At 63.5% G+C, this 22880-nt stretch carries 24 protein-coding genes; 7 read left to right on the top strand and 17 right to left on the bottom strand.

Annotation, left to right across the window (positions count from 1 at the left end; translation table 11 throughout):
• Window positions 1-41: 41 nt before the first annotated feature.
• Window positions 42-962, bottom strand: coding sequence for a type III secretion system chaperone family protein (locus tag AC1L34_RS16170; RefSeq protein ID WP_424294669.1), 921 nt, complete (start codon window positions 960-962; stop codon window positions 42-44).
• Window positions 963-1057: 95 nt separating this feature from the next.
• Here AC1L34_RS16170 and AC1L34_RS16165 point away from each other — a divergent pair, with 95 nt between their 5' ends.
• Window positions 1058-2221, top strand: coding sequence for a M20 family metallopeptidase (locus AC1L34_RS16165; protein WP_424294667.1), 1164 nt, complete (start codon window positions 1058-1060; stop codon window positions 2219-2221).
• Here AC1L34_RS16165 and AC1L34_RS16160 read toward each other — a convergent pair.
• From AC1L34_RS16160 to AC1L34_RS16115, 10 genes are all read right to left on the bottom strand, one after another.
• Window positions 2208-2606: a PPOX class F420-dependent oxidoreductase gene (locus AC1L34_RS16160; protein ID WP_424294666.1), complete on the bottom strand. Its 399-nt coding sequence runs from the start codon at window positions 2604-2606 to the stop codon at window positions 2208-2210. The two genes, AC1L34_RS16165 and AC1L34_RS16160, sit on opposite strands and share 14 nt — an antisense overlap.
• A 52-nt stretch (window positions 2607-2658) precedes the next feature.
• Window positions 2659-3351, bottom strand: a complete 693-nt coding sequence (locus AC1L34_RS16155) for a response regulator (RefSeq protein ID WP_424294665.1) — start codon at window positions 3349-3351, stop codon at window positions 2659-2661.
• Window positions 3351-5867: an ATP-binding protein gene (locus AC1L34_RS16150; RefSeq protein WP_480034936.1), complete on the bottom strand. Its 2517-nt coding sequence runs from the start codon at window positions 5865-5867 to the stop codon at window positions 3351-3353. The genes AC1L34_RS16155 and AC1L34_RS16150 overlap by 1 nt, the downstream gene beginning before the upstream one ends.
• Window positions 5868-5877: 10 nt before the next feature.
• Entirely contained in the window at window positions 5878-6474 is a 597-nt protein-coding gene (locus tag AC1L34_RS16145; protein WP_424294663.1) for a potassium-transporting ATPase subunit C, read from the bottom strand.
• A 5-nt stretch (window positions 6475-6479) separates the two neighbouring features.
• A complete protein-coding gene (kdpB, locus tag AC1L34_RS16140; RefSeq protein WP_424294662.1) occupies window positions 6480-8573 on the bottom strand; it encodes a potassium-transporting ATPase subunit KdpB in 2094 nt (697 codons plus the stop codon).
• Entirely contained in the window at window positions 8570-10261 is a 1692-nt protein-coding gene (gene kdpA / locus AC1L34_RS16135) for a potassium-transporting ATPase subunit KdpA (protein WP_424325862.1), read from the bottom strand. The genes kdpB and kdpA overlap by 4 nt, the downstream gene beginning before the upstream one ends.
• Before the next feature lie 10 nt (window positions 10262-10271).
• Window positions 10272-10370: a potassium-transporting ATPase subunit F gene (locus AC1L34_RS16130; RefSeq protein ID WP_424294660.1), complete on the bottom strand. Its 99-nt coding sequence runs from the start codon at window positions 10368-10370 to the stop codon at window positions 10272-10274.
• Window positions 10371-10684: 314 nt separating this feature from the next.
• On the bottom strand, window positions 10685-11281 hold the full coding sequence (locus AC1L34_RS16125; RefSeq protein ID WP_424294536.1) for a TetR/AcrR family transcriptional regulator: 597 nt from the start codon (window positions 11279-11281) through the stop codon (window positions 10685-10687).
• Window positions 11278-12057, bottom strand: coding sequence for an ABC transporter permease (locus AC1L34_RS16120; protein WP_424294535.1), 780 nt, complete (start codon window positions 12055-12057; stop codon window positions 11278-11280). The genes AC1L34_RS16125 and AC1L34_RS16120 overlap by 4 nt, the downstream gene beginning before the upstream one ends.
• A complete protein-coding gene (locus AC1L34_RS16115) occupies window positions 12054-12773 on the bottom strand; it encodes an ABC transporter ATP-binding protein (RefSeq protein WP_424322568.1) in 720 nt (239 codons plus the stop codon). Before AC1L34_RS16115 ends, AC1L34_RS16120 begins: the two co-directional genes overlap by 4 nt.
• Window positions 12774-12927: 154 nt before the next feature.
• Between AC1L34_RS16115 and AC1L34_RS16110 the strand changes: the two genes are divergently transcribed.
• Window positions 12928-13518 (top strand): hypothetical protein, encoded by a 591-nt coding sequence (locus AC1L34_RS16110; RefSeq protein ID WP_424294533.1) that lies wholly within the window; start codon window positions 12928-12930, stop codon window positions 13516-13518.
• Window positions 13519-13587: 69 nt separating this feature from the next.
• Here AC1L34_RS16110 and AC1L34_RS16105 read toward each other — a convergent pair whose 3' ends face one another.
• Both AC1L34_RS16105 and AC1L34_RS16100 read right to left on the bottom strand, forming a co-directional pair.
• Window positions 13588-14478 carry a hydroxymethylglutaryl-CoA lyase gene (locus AC1L34_RS16105; RefSeq protein WP_424294532.1) on the bottom strand — a complete coding sequence of 297 codons (891 nt, stop codon included), beginning with the start codon at window positions 14476-14478 and terminating at the stop codon, window positions 13588-13590.
• Window positions 14475-15689, bottom strand: a complete 1215-nt coding sequence (locus AC1L34_RS16100; RefSeq protein ID WP_424294531.1) for a CaiB/BaiF CoA transferase family protein — start codon at window positions 15687-15689, stop codon at window positions 14475-14477. The genes AC1L34_RS16105 and AC1L34_RS16100 overlap by 4 nt, the downstream gene beginning before the upstream one ends.
• A 110-nt stretch (window positions 15690-15799) precedes the next feature.
• Here AC1L34_RS16100 and AC1L34_RS16095 point away from each other — a divergent pair, with 110 nt between their 5' ends.
• Window positions 15800-16501: a GntR family transcriptional regulator gene (locus AC1L34_RS16095; RefSeq protein ID WP_424294530.1), complete on the top strand. Its 702-nt coding sequence runs from the start codon at window positions 15800-15802 to the stop codon at window positions 16499-16501.
• 33 nt (window positions 16502-16534) lie between these two features.
• Window positions 16535-17512 carry a phosphotransferase family protein gene (locus AC1L34_RS16090; protein ID WP_424294529.1) on the top strand — a complete coding sequence of 326 codons (978 nt, stop codon included), beginning with the start codon at window positions 16535-16537 and terminating at the stop codon, window positions 17510-17512.
• 37 nt (window positions 17513-17549) lie between these two features.
• Here the strand turns inward: AC1L34_RS16090 and AC1L34_RS16085 are convergent, their stop codons facing one another.
• The 4 genes from AC1L34_RS16085 to AC1L34_RS16070 are packed head-to-tail and all read right to left on the bottom strand — an operon-like array spanning window position 17550 to window position 20330.
• On the bottom strand, window positions 17550-18740 hold the full coding sequence (locus tag AC1L34_RS16085) for an acyl-CoA dehydrogenase family protein (protein ID WP_424323609.1): 1191 nt from the start codon (window positions 18738-18740) through the stop codon (window positions 17550-17552).
• A 4-nt stretch (window positions 18741-18744) separates the two neighbouring features.
• Complete coding sequence (locus AC1L34_RS16080; RefSeq protein WP_424294527.1) at window positions 18745-19098, bottom strand: DUF6285 domain-containing protein; 354 nt, start codon at window positions 19096-19098, stop codon at window positions 18745-18747.
• Entirely contained in the window at window positions 19095-19751 is a 657-nt protein-coding gene (locus AC1L34_RS16075; protein ID WP_480034935.1) for a carboxymuconolactone decarboxylase family protein, read from the bottom strand. The genes AC1L34_RS16080 and AC1L34_RS16075 overlap by 4 nt, the downstream gene beginning before the upstream one ends.
• A gap of 15 nt (window positions 19752-19766) precedes the next feature.
• Window positions 19767-20330: a VOC family protein gene (locus AC1L34_RS16070; protein WP_480034934.1), complete on the bottom strand. Its 564-nt coding sequence runs from the start codon at window positions 20328-20330 to the stop codon at window positions 19767-19769.
• Window positions 20331-20442: 112 nt separating this feature from the next.
• Here AC1L34_RS16070 and AC1L34_RS16065 point away from each other — a divergent pair, with 112 nt between their 5' ends.
• The 3 genes from AC1L34_RS16065 to AC1L34_RS16055 all read left to right on the top strand — a co-directional run bounded on the left by AC1L34_RS16065 (window position 20443) and on the right by AC1L34_RS16055 (window position 22873).
• Window positions 20443-21051 (top strand): TetR/AcrR family transcriptional regulator, encoded by a 609-nt coding sequence (locus AC1L34_RS16065; protein ID WP_424294524.1) that lies wholly within the window; start codon window positions 20443-20445, stop codon window positions 21049-21051.
• Window positions 21052-21180: 129 nt separating this feature from the next.
• Window positions 21181-22179 (top strand): LLM class flavin-dependent oxidoreductase, encoded by a 999-nt coding sequence (locus tag AC1L34_RS16060; RefSeq protein ID WP_480034933.1) that lies wholly within the window; start codon window positions 21181-21183, stop codon window positions 22177-22179.
• Between the two features lie 52 nt (window positions 22180-22231).
• Window positions 22232-22873, top strand: a complete 642-nt coding sequence (locus tag AC1L34_RS16055; protein ID WP_480034932.1) for a TetR/AcrR family transcriptional regulator — start codon at window positions 22232-22234, stop codon at window positions 22871-22873.
• Window positions 22874-22880: the final 7 nt, after the last annotated feature.

The following is a 22880-nucleotide window of genomic DNA, read 5'->3' as shown; positions in this document are numbered from 1 at the left end:
CGATTCTCTCTGAGTGGCGCGTCTTGAGGAGACGGCGAGGGCTAGCGGTCGCGGGGGTCGTTCAGCGGAGGCAGATCCGGTGGGCTGAGGCGGTCGCGCGGCGTGCCCGTCGCGGGTCGCGGAGCTGACCGACGGATCGGCGCAATCCGTTCTGCGCTGGGGCGATCGGCACCGGGCCTGGGCGTCGCGTCCATCCGGGAACGGAGCGGTTCATCGAGTTTCGCGGATGCCGCTGCGGCATCTTCCATCCGACGACGGCGGGCCTTGTCGCGGAGCGATTCGGTTTTCTCGTCGGCGAGTTCGTCGTTGGTGGGCCCGTGCGGGTCGCGGGGATCCGGCGCGTCCTGCGGGACCACTGCGGGTGGAAGCACGCGCAGCAGGTCGGCGAAGCGTCGGACGGACTCGAGCGCCACGTCGAGTCGCTCATCATCGGTGGTGACCGGCATGGCACCGAGGACCCAGTTGCCTTCGTTCCACAGGATCTCGACGTAGTTGGGGGTGTCGGTGGCCAGCGCGACCATCCGGCGGTCGCAGATGCGGCGCGCGGCGTCGAGGTTGCTGGCGAACATCACCCGCGACCCCATGGCGCCGAGGAGATCCACATCGTCTTCTGCTGGCGCGAGAACATCCTCGTAGCGAAGGTCGACGGTAACGGCGGACGCTGCGGGGCGACGCACGGCGACGACAGTCGCAGTCTCTTCGAGGTCGAAGACAACAGCTTCGGCACCTTCGTAGAGTCCATAAGCCACATCGCGCACCTGGACGTGGTCCGGCGCGTCCATCACGGCGCGATGGAAGACGGTGCGGAGCTTGCTGTCGGTCTCACGGAACTTGAAGGAATGCGTTTCTCCCCACACAGCACGCTGGTGGTGAACCTGTTGGGACCGGTTCCGATCCAGCCACAACAGTGCGCCCGCACCGGCTAGGGCGAGCGCAGCAATCACGAAATACAGAGTGGCCATCACACGTAGCCTACTATCGAGTGCCCTGCGCTCGCCGAACGACTCGAACATAGAGGAGAATCATCGTCGTGATACCTCAATTCTTGAGTTCTGTGGTGGCTTCGATTTCCTCGTCCGACGTCGAAGCGTTGGCAGTCGCGCTCGTGGCCGCGCCGAGCATAAATCCGGGCGGCACTGAGGAAGCTGCCGTCTCGGTTTTGGCGGACGCCTGCCGCGCTGCGGGTTTCGACGTCACCCTTTCCGAAGTGGAGCCCGGCCGACCAAACTTGGTTGCCACGATCAACGGCGATGCGACCGGCCCGGGATTGATGATTCTGGGCCACTCGGACGTGGTGCCGCCGGGGCCCGGTTGGTCAGCCGACCCGTTTGTCCCCCGCCGGGATGGCGACCTGATCATTGGCCGCGGCACCAGCGACATGAAGGGCGGAATCGCATCGGCAGTGGCTGCCATGTCGGCGATCAAACGCGCGATCGACGACGGTGCCACCGTGTCAGGTCCGATCCGTTTGGTGGTGACTGTCGATGAGGAAGAACACGGCATCGGCATTGCGCACCTCTTGAAGAACCCTCCGCCGGGCACTTACCGCGGGTGCATCGTCGCCGAGCCGACGCGCCTGGATGTGGTCCGCGGATGCCGCGGTGCCTCGTACTTTCAGATCGTGGTGACCGGCCGCGCTGCCCATTCGGGGCGGCCCAGCGACGGTGCCAGCGCCATTGAGGCCGCAGCCAAAATCATCGGCGTCATCGGCGACGACCAACGCGAGATGGCCGCCAACCCCGATCCCCTCCTCGGCTACGGCACCTGGAATGTCGGGACTATCCAAGGCGGGCAAGGCATTTCAGTGGTCGCACCGGATTGCACCCTGGGCGTCGATCGCCGCCTGATGCCGGGTGAGAACGTCGACGATATCGGCCGAGCTCTCGCTGCGCGCATCCGCGAGGCGGGCATCGAGTCCGACGGTATCGCGGTGACGGTGACTCCCACCATGTATCTCCCCGGCTTCGCGACACCCGAAGACGAGCCGATCGTCGTCGAAACGGCGCGAGCCGTCGTCGAATCGGGTGCCACGACTTCCGTCGGTGGTTGGTCTGCGGCGTGTGACGGTGGCTGGACCAGCACTGCGCTGGGCATTCCGACCGTCGTGATGGGCCCCGGCGATATCAACGGTCAAGCACATCAGCCCGACGAATCGGTGTCGCTAAGCGAGTTGGTGACCGCAGCGCAGGCCTACGTTCGGGTGGCGCTCAGCCTTCTGTAGCAGCTTCTTCGGGAGCCACCGGCCGAACCCGAATCCCGATGGTGGCCGACGCCCCGCGGCGCAGTTTGGATCCGAGGATCGTGAGCCGACCCATGATTCCGTACTTGGCGATGATGGCGTCGACGGCCGACTCACGACTGACGATCTCACCGACTCCCGCAACCACGGGCCCCATGGTTTTGCTTCCGTTGACATTGCACGCCTGCACCAGGACGTCACTGTTGCGGCGCAGTCGCTTCACTTTCCACGAGTCGGTAACGCTCCACAGCATCATGTCGTCGCCGTCCGGTGCCGCCCATAGGGGCGACGCGACTGGCGTGCCGTCCTTTTTGTAGGTCGTGAGCATGACGTACTGGGCGGCGGCAACTTCGGCGACGGTGGTCATGGGGCCCAGCGTAGTGCCGAGTACGTTCGTCGGTGAATTTCGAAGTCCGCTCTCACCGCACAAACCGGTAGCCCATACCGGCCTCGGTAATCAGGTGCTGCGGGTTCGAGGGGTCGGCTTCGAGTTTGCGACGGAGGGCAGCGAGATAGACGCGCAGGTAGTTGGTCTGGTTGACGTAGGTGGGGCCCCAGACGGCGGTGAGCACCTCCCGTTGGCTCACCAGGTTCGGCTCGGCGCGCACCAGGAGTTCTAAAACTCCCCACTCGGTTGGCGTTAGTCGGACCGGAGCGCCATCGCGTAGGACGCGCTTACCGACCAGGTCCACCTCCAAGGCACCCGCATGCACCACGGGCGCCTCGCTTGGGGTGCCGGAACTGCTGCCGCGACGAATGGCGGCCCGCAGTCGGGCCAGGAACTCTTCCATCCCAAAAGGTTTGGTGACGTAGTCGTCGGCTCCGGCGTCGAGAGCCTGGACTTTGTCTGCGGCATCGGTGCGGGCCGACAGCACGATCACCGGGACCGCCGTCCATCCACGCAGTCCCGCGAGCACCGTGAAGCCATCCATATCCGGCAGACCCAGATCAAGCACCACCACGTCGGGCATGTGCTTGCTTGCCGCATCGAGTGCCTGCGCTCCGTTGGCTGCCGTGGTGACCTCAAAACCGCGGGCGCGCAAGTTGATTCGCAGGGCCCGAAGGAGTTGCGGCTCGTCGTCGACGACCAGGACATGTCCGTTCTCGGCCATCAGTTCGCTCCTTCCCCCACCGCTTCTTCAGAGACGGGCAGCAACACCACCATGGTGGTACCGCCGCCCGGCGTCGTCTCCACTCCCAGTGTCCCGCCAATCGCGGAAATAAACCCGCTGGCAACCGACAGGCCCAGTCCCACCCCCGAGGTCATTCGATTCTGGTCACCGTACTGATGGAAGGGCGTGAAAATTCGGGTTCGCTCGTCAATGGGAATCCCGGCACCGTGATCGATCACCCGGATCCGACAGCGCGCGGCATCGGAGTCATCGGTTTGCGCGGCGAGGTCGGTACGCACTTCCACCGCGCCCCCACCCCCGTGCCGCACCGCGTTGTCGATGAGATTCGCGAGGGCACGCTCCAGGAGACCGGCATCGGTGCTGGCCCAGTCACATGCGATGTCTACGGCCACGTCGGCCGCGACGGTCGCCGTCGCCCGGTGAATCACTTCGGGCAGATAGGTGCGACCCAACCGCGGTCGGACCACCCCGGCCGCCAGGCGTGACGAATCGAGCAGGTTCCCGACGAGAGCTGAGAGTTGATCGACGGATTCTTCGACGGTCGCGAGAAGTTCGGCCGTGTCTTCTTCGTTGAAGGTCACTTCCGGGCTCCGCAGGCTCGACGCCGCAGCCTTGGCCGCGGCGAGCGGCGTCCGAAGGTCGTGGCTGACCGCGGTCAGGAGCGCGCGACGGAGTTCGTCGGTGCGAGCAAGTTCATCGGCTTCTGCGGCTTCGGCGGCCAACCGATCGCGTTCGACGGCGGCCGCGACTTGACTGGCGACGGCGGCAAGGACGCGTTGGTCTGCGGCATTCACTTCGGGACCGCGCAACAGCAATTCGTATTCGCCGCCCGCTGCCGGACACACGGTATCGGCCGCGGCCGCCGATTCCGGCGGGTGGTCGCCGACGGCGTACTCGGTTGTCTCCCCGCGCCGGGCGACGATCACCGCGCTCTGCTGATAGGTCTCGCGGACTCGCTGCAGCAGGCCGGTCACACTTACGCCCTCCAGCACGGCACCCGAAAACAACGTCAGAAGTTCGGCGTCGCGGCCGGCACGCTGGGCTTCACGTCGTCGGACGGTCGCCGAATCGACCAGGGCCGCCACGGCGATCGCGATGATCAACATGACGACGATGGTGATGACGTTGTCTGGTTCGGCGATCGTGAAAGTGAACCGGGGGTCCGCGAAGAAGTAGTTCAGCAGCAGTCCCGACAGGACCGCCGACAGCGCCGCCGGGACCACGCCGCCGAGAAGCGCGACCGCCAAAATCACCACGAAGAACAGCGACGTCTGGCTGGCGAACGCCACCTTCGACTGGATCAACGACAGCAGTGCCGTCAACGCGATCGGTGCCAAGACCGCCAGAATCCAACTGCCGGGGCGGTGGAATCGGGTCTGGCGGATATCGAGTCGGTTGCGGGGCGCGGAGCCCTCATGGGTCACCATATGCACGTCGATTCGGCCGGAGTCGCGTACCACTGCGGCGCCGACCCCCTCATCAAACAATCGCCGCCACCGCGACCGCCGCGAGGTTCCGAGCACCAGTTGGGTGGCGTTCATGGCGCGCGCAAAGTCGAGGAGGGTCACGGGCACGTCGTCGCCCACGACGGAGTAGAAGCCGGCGCCGATCCCTTCGGCCATGGCCCGAAGGGCACCGACGTCGGCCGCTCCGCGATCGGCGAGGCCGTCGCCCCGCACCACGTGCGCGACGATCAGTTCGGCACTCGATCGCGACGCGATGCGGCGAGCACGGCGAATGAGTGCCGTCGATTCGGGGCCGCCGGTCACCGCTACAACGACCCGTTCGCGGGCTTCCCAGGTGTCGGTGATGGCGTTCTCGGCGCGGTATTGGGCGAGTTTGTCGTCGACCTGGTCGGCGAGCCACAGTAGGGCGAGTTCGCGCAGCGCCGTCAGGTTGCCCTGCCGGAAGAAGTTGGTGAGCGCACCTTCGATTCGCTCGGAGTGGTACACCTTGCCCGCTGCCAGGCGCTGCCGCAGGGCCTTCGGTTCGATATCGACAAGTTCAATTTGATCGGCGGCACGCACCACTTGGTCGGGCACGGTTTCGCGTTGAACGACACCCGTGATCTGCGTGACGACATCGTTGAGGCTTTCGAAGTGCTGAATGTTGACGGTCGACAAGACATCGATGCCCGCATCGCGCAGGGTATCGATGTCTTGCCAACGCTTGCCGTTCGCCATGCCGGGAGCGTTGGTGTGGGCGAGTTCGTCGACCAGCACCACCGCCGGGGCGCGAGCAATGATGGCGTCCACGTCCATTTCCAGAAGCGTGGTGCCGCGGTATTCGACCGGCAACCGATCAATGACCTCTAAGCCGTCGACCATGGCCGCAGTCGCGGCACGACCGTGGCTTTCGACCAGGCCGACCACCACATCAACGCCGTCGTTGACCAAACCGCGCGCGGTCTCGAGCATCTCGTAAGTTTTACCGACGCCCGGGGCGCAGCCGAGGAACACTTCGAGTTGGCCTCGAGGTTCCTCGGTTGCAGGCATGCCGCCGATGTTATCGGCAGTTGTAGAGGCTTGGTCGGGTCGTGGCATTTGCGAGGTCACGATTCACCTTCTGGACGTTGACGCGACTCGTTCCGAGGAAACCCAACTGCCGCCCGTCAGTATTGGCCGCGATGACCTCGCGGACCCGCCGCTGGGTGAGCCCGGTGACGCGCGCAATCCGCGGGACCTGAATGTTGGCGTATGCCGGGCTGATGTTGGGATCCATCCCCGACCCCGAGCCTGTCACCGCATCGGTGGGCACCTGCTCCGGCGGCACCCCCTCGCGGACGGCGATGGCGGCGCGGCGGGTGTCGATGAGCTTCACCAATTCCGGACTGTTGGGTCCGAGGTTGCTGACCGTCGAAGGCCGATTGTGCAGGAAGGGGTCCGGCGCACCCGCTCGTACCTGCTGGTCGATGCCCAGCAAATCCGATGTGGTGCAACCGCGCGCATCCGTGACGAAGGCCCCCTCGGCCGCCGTTGAATTGATCCGCGAAACTCCCCATACGACCGCCGGATAGCCGACGCCGACGATGACGGTCAGGACCAGCAGCGCTCCCAGCGCGACGACACATTGGCGCAGCAGAGTCCGAATAGTGCTCTTCATAACGGTCATCCCATCCCCGGCAGCAGCCGGACGAGTAGGTCGATGAGCCAGATTCCGATAAACGGCGTCACCACGCCACCGATCCCATAGAGCAGTAAGTTGCGGCGCAACAGGTTGGCCGCGCTGGTCGCCCGATAGCGAACACCCTTGAGTGACAACGGAATCAGCGCGACGATGATGAGTGCGTTGAAGACCACCGCGGAGACCACCGCCGACTCCGCCGAATGCAGCCGCATGATGTTGAGGGCGTCGAGCTGCGGATACACCGAACTGAACAGGGCGGGCAGGATTGCAAAGTACTTCGCGAGATCGTTGGCTAGCGAAAACGTTGTCAGCGCGCCGCGGGTAATCAGCAGTTGCTTGCCGATCGCCACCACTTCGATCAGCTTGGTCGGATCGGAATCGAGATCGACCATGTTGCCCGCTTCTTTAGCGGCCATGGTGCCGGTGTTCATCGCGAGGCCAACATCGGCCTGGGCGAGCGCTGGCGCATCGTTGGTGCCGTCGCCGGTCATGGCGACGAGTCGCCCGCCGGCTTGTTCCTTGCGAATCAGGTCCAGTTTGTCTTCGGGCGTGGCTTGCGCGATGTAGTCGTCGACCCCGGCGGTACCGGCGATGGCCTTGGCGGTGAGGGGATTGTCGCCGGTCACCATGACGGTGCGGATGCCCATGGCGCGCAGTTGAGCGAAGCGCTCGGTCATGCCCGGCTTCACCACGTCGGACAGCTCGATCACCCCGAGAATCCGGGTCCGCATACCGGTTTCGACTCCGACTACCAGAGGTGTTCCGCCACGGTTCGAGATCTCGTCGACCGTTTCGCGGACGTCGGCGGGCATGGTGTGCCCCCATTTTTCGACGGCGTCGGCGGCACCCTTGCGGTACTGGTTCCGGTAGCCGTGTTCTTCCACGTCAACGCCGCTCATCCGGGTTTGTGCGGTGAACGGAACCACCGTGAACAGCGGATCGGTACCCGACCGAGCGGAGGCGACCTCGATATCGCTCAGCGGTGTCACCTCGTAGCGGTCGAGGGCGAGGTCAATGATGCTGCGCCCCTCGGGAGTGTCGTCGGCGAGGCTGCACTTGTAGGCGACGCCGGCGAACTCGACGATTTCCACACCGTCTGCCGGGTGAAACTGCGTGGCGCGACGGTTACCGAAGGTGATGGTGCCGGTCTTGTCCATCAGCAGGGTGTCGATGTCACCTGCGGCCTCCACCGCACGACCGGACATGGCCAAAACGTTCCGTTGAACAAGCCGGTCCATGCCCGCAATGCCGATCGACGACAGGAGCGCGCCGATGGTCGTGGGGATCAAACACACCAGCAAGGCGATCAGTTTCAGGGGATCGGCGGCTTCGCCCGCGTAACCCTGCATGGGGCCGATCGCGACCACGGCGAGCAAGAAGATAATGGTCAGGGCGGTCAACAGGATGTCGAGGGCGATCTCGTTGGGCGTCTTCCTGCGCTCCGAACCTTCCACCAGCGCGATCATCCGGTCAACAAAGGTGTGGCCCGGCTCGGCCGTGATTTGGACAACTATGCGGTCCGACAAGACCACGGTGCCGCCCGTGACGGCCGATCGGTCCCCACCGGATTCGCGGATCACCGGCGCCGATTCGCCGGTGATGGCCGACTCGTCGATCGTCGCGATGCCTTCCACCACGTCGCCGTCACCGGCGATAGTCTCCCCGGCCTCCACGACAATTCGCATGCCGAGCTTCAGGTCGGAGCCGGGGAGTTCGGTAATGCTGCCGTCGTCGTGAAGAACGCGGGCGACAGTATCGCGCTTCACCGCGCGCAGGGTGTCGGCTTGGGCTTTGCCGCGCCCTTCGGCGACAGCTTCGGCGAGGCCCGCGAAAATCACCGTGAACCACAGCCACACCACAACCACCCACGCGAACACCGACGGCTCGATGATCGCCAGGACGGTCGTGATGATGGCGCCCAGGTAGACGACGAACATCACCGGGTTGCGCATTTGGTCGCGCGGTCCCAATTTGCGCAGGGCTTGGGGCAGGGCGGCGATCATCTGGCGCGGATTGAAGGCACCGCTGCCCGCCATGCTGTCGCTGTTGGCGCTGTGAGACTTGCTTGCGTTCATGAGAGTGCCTCTGCGATCGGTCCCAGCGCCATGGCGGGGAAGAAAGTGAGTCCGGCAACCAGGAGAGTGGTGCCCAGAAGCAGCGCGCCGTACGTTAGGCCGCTAGTCGGGAGGACGGCCGAATCGGCTTCGCTATCTTTTGGTCGTTGCTTGGCCAACAGTCCGGCCAAGGCGAGGACCAGGACGATCGGCACAATCCGACCCAGCAGCATCGCGATCCCCAGCGAAATCTGGAACCAACTGCTGGTGGCGGTGAGACCACCGAAGGCGCTGCCGTTGTTGTTCGATGCCGACGCGAACGCATACAGCATTTCGCTGAACCCGTGAATCGCGCTGTCGCTGCCGCGCGGACCGTCGTTGGTGAGGGCATTCGGCGTTGATCCGAGGACCGCGGTGATCCCGGTACCTGCCAGCACCAGGGCGGGCATCACCAGGATGTACAGCGCAGAGACGGTAATTTCCTTCTGGCCGATGCGCTTTCCGAGGAACTCCGGTGAGCGTCCCACCAGCAAACCGCCGACAAAAACGGTGATGATCGCCAACACGAGCAGCGAGTACAGGCCCGTTCCAACGCCGCCGGGTGCCACTTCGCCCAGGAGCATGTTCCAGAGCAGTCCGCCCCCACCCGTCGCCGAGTAACTGTCGTGGGCGGAGTTCACCGCGCCGGTCGAGGTACCCGTCGTGGAGACCGCGAATAGTGCCGAACCGGCGATGCCGAAGCGGTCTTCCTTACCTTCCATCATGGAACCTGCCGCCCGCGAGGCGAGTCCGTCGGTCCGAGATTCAAAGTTCCAGACCAGGGCGAGCATGCCGCCCCAGATAGTCGCCATTACGCCGAGGAGGGTGAGCCCCTGCTTACGGTCGCCGACCATGGTTCCGTACGTGCGGGTCAGGGCGACCGGTATCAGCAGAATCGCGAGCACTGACAACGCATTGGTGACCGGCGTCGGATTCGAGAACGGGTGCGCCGAGTTCGCCGCGTACGTGCCGCCGCCGTTGGTCCCGAGAAGTTTGATCGCTTCTTGGGATGCGAAGGGGCCCAGCGGAATTCGTGAGCCAGCACCGTCGAGCATGGTGAAGTTTGCGGCCACATGCCACGATTGCACCGCTCCCTGGAGCACAAAGATCGCGGCGATCACGATGGCGATCGGGAGCAAGATACGCAGGGTGCCGCGGACAAGGTCGACCCAGAAGTTGCCGATCTCACCGTTCCCGCGACGGCACTTGATTCCCCGAATCAGGGCGACGGCCACCGCCATCCCGACCCCTGCGGACAGGAAATTCTGCACCGCCAGACCCAACATCTGAGTGAGGTTGGTGATGGTTGATTCCGGCGTGTACGACTGCCAGTTGGTGTTGGTGACGAACGAGATCGCGGTGTTGAACGATGTCTGCGGTGACATACCTGACTTGCCGTCCGACCACGGGAGATGGCCTTGGACCCGCTGAAGAACGTAAAGCAGCAGGATAGACACGGTCGTGAAGCCGAGGACCGACAGTCCGTAGCCGCGCCAGGTTTGGCCACTGCGCGGGTTCACTCCGATGACCCGGTAGATAAATCGTTCAACGGTCGAATCGTGGACCGATTGGTAGGTGCGCGCCATGTAGTCGCCGAGCGGCACGTATAGCGCCGCGAGGATCAGCAGGACGAGGGCCAGTTGTAGAAGGCCGGCGGTGAGGTCAGACATTCAGCCGCCCCTAGAACTTGTCTGGGTACAGCAGTGCTGCCACCAGATATCCGACGGTGGCCAACGCCGCGATCAACAGCAGGACGGCGAGCACTCCGGTCCCGGTCATCGCCCCGACCCCCGCTCGAGTGCGTAGAGCAATCCCGCGCAGGCGGCCATCGCGATGAGTGCGATGCCGACCATGAGGACGTCGAGCATTTCCCGCCTCCTAAACCCCACGCCCGCACGCTCGGCGGGCTCTCCTTTCACGGTGATCGCGGCGAAGGTGTTGCGCCAGAGGCTTTAACGCGATCTATACGGGGTGTCGCGCAATCTTGACGCGCTCCTTCACATCGGACTGGTGAGGGCTGTTGTTCCAACGATTTGCGTGGCGACATGCCGCGTGACGCGGCATGTCGCCACGCAAATCGAATCGCACGTCGGCTACGACAGTTGCCCGGTCAAATACCGCTGCAATGTTGGTCCCACCATGTCGGCGAGGTCGGCGAGGGGCATGGTCGCGATGGGATCAAGCTTGAGGATGTGCCGCGACACCAGGACTCCGAGGAGTTGGGATGCGGTTAGCGAGGTGCGGAGCGCCACGTGGTCGCCGGACGTGAGCCGTTCACCGATGGCTGCGAGGACGATCTCCGTCAGGAACGACCGCAGCATTGCCGGATCGGGCGCGGACAAGTTGGCTTTCACCAGCGCAACCGCCGCCGGGCCCGCGTCACCGTCCCACAGTCCAACGATGGTGAGGATCAGTTGCCGCCCCAGGTCTTCCACCTCTACGGCCATCAGGCCGGACAGGACTTGCTCGGGATCCACCGGAATCTCGACTGCCGCGATGAACAGTTTTCGCTTGGTCCCGAAGTAGTGGTGAACGAGTGCAGCATCGACACCTGCGGCTTCGGCGATGGCGCGCACAGAGGTTTTGTCGAAGCCGTCACGTGCAAAGGATTCTCTGGCGGCAGCGAGGATGGCGTCGCGAGTGTCGGGCGCGCCCGGCCTGCGTCCTCGTCGTCGCGGTGAGTCGGTCACGGGGTACGACGTTTGAGGGTCGCCGCCGCGAGAGTCAATGCAACGATCGTGCAGGCCAGAATGATTGCCATGTCACGCCACATCAGGCCGGTGGCCGAAGTGTGCGTCGCGACTTCTTGCAGCCCCTGCACCGCATACGTGAGAGGCATCGCAAGGGACAGTCCTTCCATCCAGCCGGGCAGATCGTTGCGCGCCACAAACAATCCGCAGAGGAACAGCTGGGGAATCACCACGATCGGCATAAACTGCACCGCTTGAAACTCCGTTTGAGCGAAGGCACTGGCCAACAGGCCGAGACCGACGCCGAGCATGGCGTCGAGCATCGCGATCAGGAACACCCAGCCGATCGAGCCCGCAACATCCAGACCCAGCAGCCAGTACGAGACGCCGACGGCCAAGACGGCTTGCACTGCCGCGACAACAGAGAATGCGATGCCGTAGCCGCCGAGGAGGTCGAGCCGACTCATCGGGGTGGTGAGGAGCCGTTCCAGGGTGCCGGATCGTCGTTCGCGCAGCATCGCGATGGAGGTGATGAGGAACATCGTGGTGAACGGGAGAATCCCGAGCATTACGGTGCCAACGCGGTCGAATGGATCGACGGGCACCATCGGATTCCGCGGTGCCTCGGAGAACATGTAATACAGCAGCACCATCAAGATCACGGGAATCATCACGATTAGCGCAACGGTTCGCGGGTCGGTACGCAGTTGCCGGAGAACACGGACCGCGGTCGCCAGGAGTAGTTTGGGTCGGATCGCCGCCGGGCTGCTGGTCATGCCGCACTTCCTTGAATGAGGGACAAGAAGGCGTGCTCGAGGTTCTCTTCGCCAGTTTGGGCGCGCAGTTCGTCGGGCGTCAGTTCCGCAACGAGTCGCCCGCCGCGCATCAAGATCAGGCCGTCGCAGTGTTCAGCTTCGTCCATCACGTGGCTGGAGATCAGCAGGGTGACGCCAGATTCGGCGAGCCGCGCAAACCTGGCCCACAGGTCGGCACGCAGGACCGGGTCCAGTCCGACGGTCGGTTCGTCGAGGATCAATAGTTGGGGCCGGGTCACCAATGCACAGGCGATGGATACCCGGTTGCGTTCACCGCCGGACAGGTCGCCCGCCAGGTGCTGGAGACGATCTCCCAGGTCGACTGATTCGATGGCTTCGGCGATCTGTTCTTCCGCGTCGAAGATCTGCGCGAAGTAGCGGATGTTTTCCTCGACGGTCAGGTCGGTGTAGATCGACGCCGACTGGGTGACGTAGCCGACTTCGCGGCTCAGGGTTCTCGCCCCGGCTGGGCGACCGAGAACGTCGATTCGCCCCTTCACGCGCTGCTGGGTTCCGACGATGGCCCGCATCAGCGTGGTCTTTCCACAACCTGATGGTCCGAGAAGTCCGGTAATCGACCCGCGCGGCACCGACACCGTGATGTCATCGACGGCCAGCACCTTGCCTCGTTGCACCGTGACGTTCTCGCATCTGACAGCCACCGGATAATTCACCATGTGATGAATTAAATGCCGGTCGACCGTCTCAGTCAAGGGACTGCGCCTACAAAAACTGGCCGTCGTTCGTACGGACTACACGCCTTCAACTTGCGCAAATCCACCTCGACCCGTTCTAGTGGAAGTTATCCAGGCCACCTCTCGAGGAGTTCACGTGAAGGCATCCTTCAAGCTCGCCGCCATTACCGTCGCTACGGCAACCGCTGCCGTTTCTGGCGTTGCACTCGCGCCGGGCACCGCTGATGCGGGCACCGTCGGTAAGTACTCGCAGCCGGCCTCGGGCGCGGTCTCGATTACGTCGGGCACCAGCGAGATCAACGTGATGATCATCAACCGCAAGGGCGCCGATTCGTGCACGGTCACCGCTACCCGCCCCCTTGGCGGCGGCGAAGTCCGAACCCTGACGCGGGTCGTCAAACTCACGGCTTTAAATCAGTACACGGCGATCGCCAACTTCCCCGAAGCACTGAACAACCGCACCTACACGGTCAGCGGCACCTGCGTGGGCACCAAGGCTCCCGAAGCCACGGACACACCCCCGTCAGACGTCGCCGAGCCCACCGAGAAGGTCACCACCAACCTGCTTGGCGGCAATAACAAGGTTGAAGTCAAGGTCAACGACGCCGTGAACTCGAACTATGGGCAGTGCTTGCAGATCGTCAAGGGCATCTCCTGGGACCTCGGCCTGCGTGGCGCTCCCCTCGAGACCGTTATGGGCATCGCCACCGCGTTCTGCCCCCGCTAGCACCCACCGCAATTAATCGTGCGGGTTTTTACCAGGTAATGGTCAAACCCGCACGATCAATTGTCTGCCCTAGACCGGGAACGCGCCCGCCCGCGGAAGCAGAGCCGGAACCGTGGCCCCGAGAACCTCGCTGAGCCAGTTGGCCGTACCCATCAACGATTCGAGGTGCAGCCCCGTCTCAATCCCACTCCGATCGAGCAGGTAGACGAGGTCTTCCGTTGCGATATTCCCGGTGGCATTGGGTGCGAACGGGCAACCGCCGATCCCACCGATCGACGAATCAAGCACCGTCACACCGGAATCCAGTGCGGCGACGGCATTCGCGTAGCCGGTGTTGCGGGTGTTGTGGAAGTGAGCACGCAGAGTTGTCCCCGGAGCCACCTCCGCAACGCCGGTGATCAGCCGCTTCACCTGAGACGGCACCCCGACGCCGATGGTGTCGGCCAACGAAATCTCATCAACGCCAAGTGCGGCCACCGCGCGTGCCAACTCAACGACGCCAGCCTCGGACACTTCACCCTCAAACGGGCAGCCAAAAGCGGTCGCGATCGTCACCGACAGTCCGAGTTTCGCCGCGCGCGCATCCTCGACCAGATCTTCCACAACGCGCACCGAGTCAGCGACCGACATCTGCTGGTTGCGCTGACAGAAAGTCTCGGATGCCACCACCACGCAGTTGATCTCATCAACCCCGGCCGCGAGCGCCCGATCAAAGCCGCGCCGGTTCAACACCAGCCCGCTGTACGAGACATCGTCGCGCCGTGGAATACCAGCCATCACCGCTTCAGCATCAGCCATCTGCGGTACCGCCCGGGGATGCACAAAACTGGTGGCCTCGATCCGGCGCGCCCCGCTGTCGATCGCCCGCTCGATCAGCGAAATCTTGTCGGCAGTCGAGACGGGAACGGCTTCATTCTGCAGTCCGTCACGCGGACTGACCTCGACGATCTGCACGGTCATCGGACCACGCTGTCCCGACGCAACTGCGAGATCGTTTCCGCGTCCACGCCGACCACATCCTGCAGGACGGAATCGGTGTCAGCACCCAGTTCGCGGCCAGCTACCGGCGTTGCAGGCGTCGACCGCGAGAACTTCGGAACCACGCCCGGTGCTGGCACCTGCTTGCCGCCGCTGTTGAGCAGTCGGATCACCATGTCGCGAGCCGCATAGTGCGGATCGGTCAACGTATCCGCGGCCGTGTAAATCCGACCGGCGGGCACACCGCTAGCTTCCATCCGCGCCAACAGTTCTTCGCCGGTCATCGTCGACGTCCATTCGCCGATCATCGCATCGAGTTCGGCCATTCGCTCACCGCGCGGCCCGTGCTCGGCAAAGCGCGGATCGTCCGCGAGGTCATCGCGCCCCATGGCACCGCAGAGTCGACGGAACACCCCGTCTGCGTTGGCGGCGATCAGCACCTCAACGCCGTCGGAGGTCGGATACACATTGGACGGGGCAACGCCGGGCAGCACCGAACCCGTTCGACCGCGGAGCACCCCGGCAATATCGAAGTCGGCCATTGACGATTCCATCAGTGCCGCCACCGCCTCGTAGATGGCGACGTCGACTTCCTGGCCCCGGCCACTCCGCTCACGCTCATGCACGGCCGACAGCGTGCCGATCACCGCAAACATGGCCGCGAGCGAATCCCCCAGGCTCACGCCGGTCCGACTCGGCGGATTCTCGGGATCACCGGTGGTGAACCGAATGCCGCCCATCGCCTCGCCGACGCTGCCAAATCCCGCGTCTGTCGCCCGCGGACCGGTCTGACCGAAGCCGGAAACGTGCACCACGATGATCCGCGGGTTAATCGCCGCCAGATCGTCGTAGCTAAGGCCCCATCGCGCCAAGGTGCCGGGGCGGAAGTTCTCCAGGATCACGTCGGCCTCGGCGGCAAGCTTGCGCACCAGGTCGCGACCAGTGTCGGTGTGCAGGTCGATCGCCACCGACTTCTTGTTGCGCGCGATCGACGGCCACCACAGGCTTTCACCGTCGACGTTGATGCCCCAGCGTCGCATCGGGTCGCCGTTCTCGGTGTTCTCCACCTTGATGACTTCGGCGCCGTAGTCGGCGAGCAGTTGCCCGGCAAACGGGCCCGCAATAAAGCTGCCAAGTTCAATGACCCGCAGGTCTGCGAGAGGTCCTGTACGAGGATTCTGAATGGTCGCCATGTCCATGATTGTACACAATCTGAAGTTCTGGACGCCAAACTCTTCGCGATTGCCCGGACCATCGACTGCGACGAATATGCTTAGCCCACAGCCACCACCAAAGGAGTCGCGTGACGTCGCCCGGTCAAACCGCCTACACCCGGATCCGCGAAGCGATCGTCGAAGGTCGGTACCGCCCGGGGCAACGCCTCATTGAACAGCGCATTGCCGAGGAAATCGATCTGTCACGCACCCCCGTTCGCGAAGCCCTGCGACGACTTGAGGCCGAAGGCTTAATCGTTAGCGAACCCAACCGGGGCGCGGCAGTCCGGTCCGTAAGCGTCGATGAACTCACCGACCTGTATGAACTCCGCGCCCGCCTCGAGGCCTACGCCACCGAACTCGCTGCACAGCGCATTGATGCTGACTGCTTATCTGAACTCGATTTGGCCATAACCGCTTTCGGCGACGCACTCGATGCGAACTTCCCGTCCGACCTGGAGCGAGTGCGCGCCATTGACGACGCGAACCACCGGATTCATCGGGCGATCCACCTCGGTGCAGGCCACCAACGCCTGGCCGGGCAACTCGAACGCACCACCGATGTCCCCCTCGTCTTCCAAGCATTCCGCCAGTACGACGCCACCCAAACGCTCAGGTCGCATAGCTTCCACCAGCTCATCCGCGACCTCATCGTCGCTGGCGATGGCCAGCGTGCGGGGGCCCTAATGTACGAACATGTCCTTCAAGGCCGCGATGTTCTCCTGGCACATCTTGAGGCCGCTGGCACCGACGACGTCGATTCCGTCTTCGACATTCCCGACAACAATTGAACAGCCGGGACTCACTTTGCATACAATGTGCGTATGACAGTCACCGACACGCACCGCATGCAGACCGGGCTTGAGGAAGTTCTGACCGAAGCTTTGGGCGAAGGCGATGCCCACGTCTTCGAGCTCTCCCGCGTGCCAGCCGGCGCATCCCGGCAAACATGGTCGCTTCGGGCCACCACCCCCGCAGGCACTCACGATCTCATCCTGCGCCTCGACCTCCCCGGCGCCCGAGAGGATTCCTCCCTCACCCGCGAGGCCGCCCTCATGTCGAAGGCCGGTGCCGCCGGTGTCCCGTCACCACGAGTTATCGCCGACGGCATCGAACACCCCGGGATCGGCGGCGACTTCATCGTGATGAGTCGCGTCGACGGCGAAACGATTCCGCGAAAGCTGCTGCGCGACAGTCAATTTGCCGAAGCCCGGCAGACCCTGCCAGCACAGCTCGGTGCTGCGCTGGCACGCCTGCACACCGTCGACGTCTCCGACCTCAACGATCTCCCCGACGGGGATGAACTCAACGTATGGCGCGATGAACTGCACCGTCTCGACGAGCCGATGCCGACTTTCGAGTACGCGGCTCGCTGGCTCGAGCAGCATCGCCCACCCTCCTCGCGTCGCACACTGGTTCATGGCGACTTCCGGAACGGCAACTTCATCGTCGGACCGGAAGGCCTGCGCGCCGTCCTCGACTGGGAACTCGCGCACGTCGGTGATCCGTTGGAAGACATCGGATGGCTGTGTGTGAAGGCATGGCGCTTTGGCGGCGATAAGCCCGTCGGCGGGTTCGGCAACCTCGACGACCTCGTCACTGCCTACGAAGCATCGTCGGGGTACCGCATCGACCGCGAAGCACTCCACTGGTGGCAAATCCTCGGCACCCTCAAATGGGGAATCATCTGCGTCCACCAGGCCCAACGGCACCTCAGCGGGGCGGCCAGATCAGTGGAGCTGGCCAGTATCGGCCGACGTGTGAGCGAAAACGAATGGGAACTCCTCGAACTACTGCGTTGAGTGGTTCGAGGAGTCCCCGGTTCGGTCGGACCGGCAGCTAGCGCAGGCCGAATTCCCAATTGCCGCCCGCCCGGTACTCCTTCAACACGCGGCGACCGACGGTGCTGATGTGAACTTCGTCGGGACCGTCGTACAGGCGGGCAAAGCGAGCCTCCCGGTACATGCGCGACAGCGGGGTGTCGTCGGTGATGCCTTCGGCACCGTAAACCTGGACGGCGCGGTCGATAACGTTGTGCAACATGCGCGCGCCGTGCACCTTGATGGCTGCAATCTCCACGCGTGCCTGATCACCGCGGTCAATAGCCTCGGCAGCCTTCAACGTCAGCAGTCGGCTCGCCTGAATTTCGGTGTACGACTCGAAGACGTGCTGCTGCATTAGCTGCTTGTCGGCCAACGGTTCGCCGAAGGCGACGCGACTGGTCAGTCGGTTGCACATGAGGTCGAATGCCCGCTGAGCTTGGCCGAGCCAGCGCATCGCGTGGAAGATGCGACCGGGGCCGAGTCGCTCCTGAGCGATGACGAAGCCATTACCGCGCTCGCCCAAGAGGTTCTCGGCCGGGACACGCACATTGTCGTACTCCACCTCGTAGTGGCCACTTTCCATGCCCAGCACCGGGGTGTCTCGGACAAGTCGGTAACCCGGGTTGTCGGTCGGCACGATGATCATGCTGAATGCACTGTGTGCAGGCGCATCAGGCTCGGTCCGGCACATCACCGTGGTGTACGCGGCGATGCCGGCACCGGTGGTGAACCACTTGCGGCCGTTGATCACCCACTCGTCGCCGTCTAGGACCGCGCTGGTCTGCAAGCCGGTGGGATCAGATCCGGCGATACCCGGTTCGGTCATGGCGAAGCTCGGTGAGATTTCGCCGTTAACCATCGGCGCGAGATACTTCTCCCGCCATCGCGGCGATGCGTGCAGGTTCAGCATGATCGAGTCCTGCAGGGTCCACGTCCCGAGGGCAAGCTGCCCGTACTCGCTACGGCCCTGGACTTCGTTGATGTAGACATAGTCGAGGAACGGCAGCCCGCCGCCGCCGATGTCTTTCGGGTGGCCCAGCGCCCACAGCCCGCGACGCTTGGCCTCGGCCTGCAGTTCCGCTAGCTTGGCGCGCGAGGCAGCGTCGCCTGCGTGCAACTCGTCTTCGGCAGGTTCCACGAGCTCGGTGATGAACTCGTATACCTGGTCGCGGAGCGGCCGAATATGTTCGGGCACTTCAAAAGTCATTTGTTTACTTCTCCAGAAGTCTCGGATTGTCGACCTGCAGCTTGGCCGCGACGGCCCGGGTCAGCAAGGCATTGAGTTCACTGCTCCGGTCGTCTAGATCGCCAGCCGCGATAGCCTCGGCGAATGCCGCACTGTCGGGGTAGCCGAGAGCCGCGATCTCGCGACGATAGTTGTCCGGAGCGTCGTCGGAGGCCGTCAACTCCCGGTGGACGATCGACAGCGCATTAATGGCGACACGGACGTGAAACCCGACGCTGCCCGACGTGGCATCGAGAACCTGGTCCTGCAGAAATTCGCGCACCGCGTCGACTAATTCGGCTGCCGTCGGGGAGTTGTAGAAGGCATCTTCGGACGTCACTGACGATCCTCGGCCAGGCTGGTGGCGGCACCAACGTCGAACGCGTCGTAGCCTTCCGGAGCAGCGACCTCGACGATCGGATCGTCGCGGTCGTCGAACTCCACACGTAGCGCGCGACTCATCACCGCATGCATGTCGTACAGGCACGTAATGTATGTCAGTTCCAAGATTTGCTCGTCGCTCAACTCCTTGTGGAGGGCAGCAACGATCGCGTCGTCCACCCGACCACCGTCGTAGACGAGGGCATCGGTGTACGCCAAGACTGCGCGCTCGATCGGCGTGAACAGTTCCGACACCTGCCACGACGGGATGGCCTCGATGCGCTCCTGCGAGACACCGAGTGAACGGAGCGACTTACAGTGCTGAGAGAACACGAACTGACTGCCGCGGGCCCATCCGGCGCGGGTCTGGCCGAGTTCGCGCAGCACGGGATCGAGCAGACGCTTGGGGCTTCGATACAGCGCGAAACCCCGAACCGCATGCTTGAAGACATCGGGGACCAGCGCAAACACGGTCCACCAATCGCCGGGAGTTCCGGCTTCGGTGCCGGGCTCGGCGACGGGGTCGCGGTCCGGGCCAAACAGTTGGTCGTACATCCGCACGACGATGTCGGCTTCAACCTCGGAGCGGGGTACTTGGCGCAGGCGTGGCATTAGATTTCCAATCGGTTAGTTGTCGGCGACGGTGCGATCCGCGGCGGTCTTGGGTTCGTGGCGAATATCGGCGGCGGTCAGCTCGCGGGTGTAGGCCGCGAACTCGAGCAGGATGCCGTCGGGGTCTTGGAAGTACAGCGACCGGACAAATACGCCGGGATGCATCTCACGTGCGACGCCGGAGACGCTGTCGTCGTGGTTGAGGATGTACCCGACACGGACACCCTTGTCCTTGAGCTTTTGGCGGTACTCGTCGAACTTGTCTTCCGGGATGGTGAAGGCAACGTGGTTCATGGAGCCGACGGCGCTGGTGATGTCGGCCTTGCCGGGGATCCCGGATGCAGCGGCGATCCCGGGTGCAGCCTTGGGTGCGTTGGGGAACCAGAAGAACGCGAGGTGGTTGTCGCCGCCCATGTCGAAGAAGAAGTGCTGGCCTCCCCCGTCGGGTATTTCGATGGTCTTGATGAGTGGCATGCCGAGAACCCGGGTGTAGAACTCCACGGTTCGGGCCATGTCGGAGCAGACCAGGGCGAGGTGGTTGACGCCGCTGATCTCGAATTCAGTGTTGGTTGCGGTCACGATGATCGACCTCTCAAAAGCGTGGCGGGCAGCTCGATTGAGCACCCGATGAAACTTGACATGATTGTCATATCATATCCGATCCGCTCGCACTGGCTGCTACGATTCACGGGTGACTGAGGTCGGACTACCGGCGACCAGCCGCGGCCGAGCCACCCGCGAGAAGCTGATCGATGCCGCCAAAACCGTGTTCGCCGAACGCGGATTCGTCGACGCCCGCGTGTCCCACATCGCCAAAGCCGCGCATGTCGCCTATGGCACCTTCTACACCCACTTCGAGTCCAAAGAGGCGATCTTCTACCAGGTTGCCGACGAACTATTCCGCGAAATGTTCGCGCCACACGAACCCGTCGCCCACGCCGACGAGAGCCCAGCCGAACGTCTGACACACGCCAACCGCGTGTTCTGGGATCGCTACCGGGACCGTTCAGCGCTCATGGCGATCGTCGAGCAAGTCGCCACCATCGACCCGGAATTCGCGAAGTTGCGACACCAACATCGCGCAGAGACCAATGCGCGAACCGCAAACTCCATCCGCCACTGGCAACAGCAGGGGTTAGTTCCCGCAGACTTGAACCCACACACCGCAGCCCAGGCGCTCGGAGCAATGGTCGATCGCACCCTGTACCTGCGATACGTCTTGGGTGAGAATGACGAACCCGACACCGCGTTCGAGACCGTGAACGCTCTCGCCGTGCGAGCACTGGGCCTCACCACCTAGCACTCCTGGGCCTTCCACCTGCCCACAGTCCAGCCATCGCCATGCGCCAACTTTCACCAAAACCTTGACACCATCCGAAAACTGAAACTAACGTCAGTTTTAGTTTTTCAATCGAAAGGGAGCTTTGCAATGAAACTGGGTGTCATGAGCCTCGGCGATCACCTCGCCGATCCCCACACTGGAATCCGCACAACGCAGGGCGAACGCCTCCGGTCGATCGTCGACAGTTCGATCGAAGCCGAACAGTTGGGCTTTTCCATGGTTGCCCTGGGCGAGCATCACTTCAACGACTACATCATCTCGTCGCCGAATATGCTGCTGGCCGCGATCGCCGAACGCACCAGCACGATTCGCCTCACCACCGCCGTTACCCTGCTCGCTACCTCCGACCCCGTTCGAGTGGCCGAGGATTTCGCGACTCTAGACCTACTCTCTGGTGGACGAGCAGATATCGTTGTCGGCCGCGGCATCAACAAAGATGCCTACGCCGCCTTCGGCCAACTCGACCCCGCCCGCGGTGCCGAGATTCTCGCCGAGAAGACTGCCCTGCTCAATCGCCTCTGGACCGAGAAGGAACCGTTCAGTTGGTCCGGCGAGTTCCGCGGCCCCCTCGACGAGATCCAACTGAAGCCGAGTCCCGTCGCCGCTCCGCGGGTATGGATGGGCACCGGCACCACCGAAGAATCCGTACGCCGTACCGCGGCGCAAGGATTGCCACTGATGCTGCCGAGTATCTTCGGAAGCCTCGACGGATGGGGGCCGCTGGTCACGCTGTACCGCGAATTGATGACCGAGAAGGGCCTCGAGCCCCTCGTCGGATCGTGCAGCTACGTGCACGTTGCCGAAACCACCGAGCAGGCCCGCGAGCAGTGGAAGCCGTACCTGACAAATTATGTTCAGTGGGCCTACGACTTGCTCGGCAACACTCGACCCGTCGACTTTGACAAGCTCCTGGCCGGTACCGCGATGTGCGGCAGCCCCGATGTCGTCGTCGACCGGATGTTGACGGTCAAGGACGCTGTTGATCCCGACATTCACCTGGCGGTGTTCGACGTCGGCGGCCTACCGCACGACATGCTCATGGACAGTATGCGACTGTTCTCCAAGCACGTGATGCCCAAGTTCTAACGCGGACCTTGGACGGATAGGATGTCGTCGAGCCGGGCCAGGTGGAATGTCGATGGAGGAAGTTCAGATGGTCGATAGTCGCGCCGACCGCACCGGCAAAGGCGCCAAAGGCCGCCAGACGGAACAGACCATCAAAGATGCTGCACGCACCGTCTTTGCCAGGGACGGGTATCTGAATGCCCGGATCGCCGACATCGCCGAAGAAGCCGGCAAGTCCCCGGCGACGCTCTATAACTACTTTGACGACAAGAGCGACATCCTCGAAGTCCTGCTGGACGACTTTCTCGAACGCGCCCGTTTGACGACTACCGAACCGCTCCAAGACTTTTCGGCCAGTATGCTGCGCGACTCGATAGCCGCGTTCTGGCAGACGTATACGGAGTTCCTTCCCGAAATGGTTGGAGTCACACACGCGGCAGCCACCGACCCGCTTTTCATGGACATGTGGATGCGAATTCGGGAAGTCGGCGTCCGCAGCTTCGCGCACCTCGCCGCAGCAATGCAAGACAATGGCCGTCTTGACCCTTCGTTGGACCCCTACGTGGTCGCGTCGGCCCTCTCTTCGATGCTCGAACACAGCTGCAATCTCTGGCTGGGTACCAATGCCCAGGGCCTCGGTCGGCCGTCTTCGGACGAGGAAGCAATCAATACGATCACGGTCCTGTGGTCGCAGGCCTTGGGCATCGCCGACTAAACCTCCT

It is taken from the genome of Gordonia sp. 34D (genome assembly GCF_056682775.1).
This window is presented reverse-complemented; position numbering and strand designations above follow the sequence as displayed.

Coding starts and splice junctions, on each gene's coding strand:
- AC1L34_RS16170 (WP_424294669.1), bottom strand. CDS start 962: ATGGCCACTCTGTATTTCGTGATTGCTGCGCTCGCCCTAGCCGGTGCG.
- AC1L34_RS16160 (WP_424294666.1), bottom strand. CDS start 2,606: ATGACCACCGTCGCCGAAGTTGCCGCCGCCCAGTACGTCATGCTCACG.
- AC1L34_RS16155 (WP_424294665.1), bottom strand. CDS start 3,351: ATGGCCGAGAACGGACATGTCCTGGTCGTCGACGACGAGCCGCAACTC.
- AC1L34_RS16150 (WP_480034936.1), bottom strand. CDS start 5,867: ATGCCTGCAACCGAGGAACCTCGAGGCCAACTCGAAGTGTTCCTCGGC.
- AC1L34_RS16145 (WP_424294663.1), bottom strand. CDS start 6,474: ATGAAGAGCACTATTCGGACTCTGCTGCGCCAATGTGTCGTCGCGCTG.
- kdpB (WP_424294662.1), bottom strand. CDS start 8,573: ATGAACGCAAGCAAGTCTCACAGCGCCAACAGCGACAGCATGGCGGGC.
- kdpA (WP_424325862.1), bottom strand. CDS start 10,261: ATGTCTGACCTCACCGCCGGCCTTCTACAACTGGCCCTCGTCCTGCTG.
- AC1L34_RS16130 (WP_424294660.1), bottom strand. CDS start 10,370: ATGACCGGGACCGGAGTGCTCGCCGTCCTGCTGTTGATCGCGGCGTTG.
- AC1L34_RS16120 (WP_424294535.1), bottom strand. CDS start 12,057: ATGACCAGCAGCCCGGCGGCGATCCGACCCAAACTACTCCTGGCGACC.
- AC1L34_RS16115 (WP_424322568.1), bottom strand. CDS start 12,773: ATGGTGAATTATCCGGTGGCTGTCAGATGCGAGAACGTCACGGTGCAA.
- AC1L34_RS16105 (WP_424294532.1), bottom strand. CDS start 14,478: ATGACCGTGCAGATCGTCGAGGTCAGTCCGCGTGACGGACTGCAGAAT.
- AC1L34_RS16100 (WP_424294531.1), bottom strand. CDS start 15,689: ATGGCGACCATTCAGAATCCTCGTACAGGACCTCTCGCAGACCTGCGG.
- AC1L34_RS16090 (WP_424294529.1), top strand. CDS start 16,535: ATGACAGTCACCGACACGCACCGCATGCAGACCGGGCTTGAGGAAGTT.
- AC1L34_RS16085 (WP_424323609.1), bottom strand. CDS start 18,740: ATGACTTTTGAAGTGCCCGAACATATTCGGCCGCTCCGCGACCAGGTA.
- AC1L34_RS16075 (WP_480034935.1), bottom strand. CDS start 19,751: ATGCCACGCCTGCGCCAAGTACCCCGCTCCGAGGTTGAAGCCGACATC.
- AC1L34_RS16060 (WP_480034933.1), top strand. CDS start 21,181: ATGAAACTGGGTGTCATGAGCCTCGGCGATCACCTCGCCGATCCCCAC.
- AC1L34_RS16055 (WP_480034932.1), top strand. CDS start 22,232: ATGGAGGAAGTTCAGATGGTCGATAGTCGCGCCGACCGCACCGGCAAA.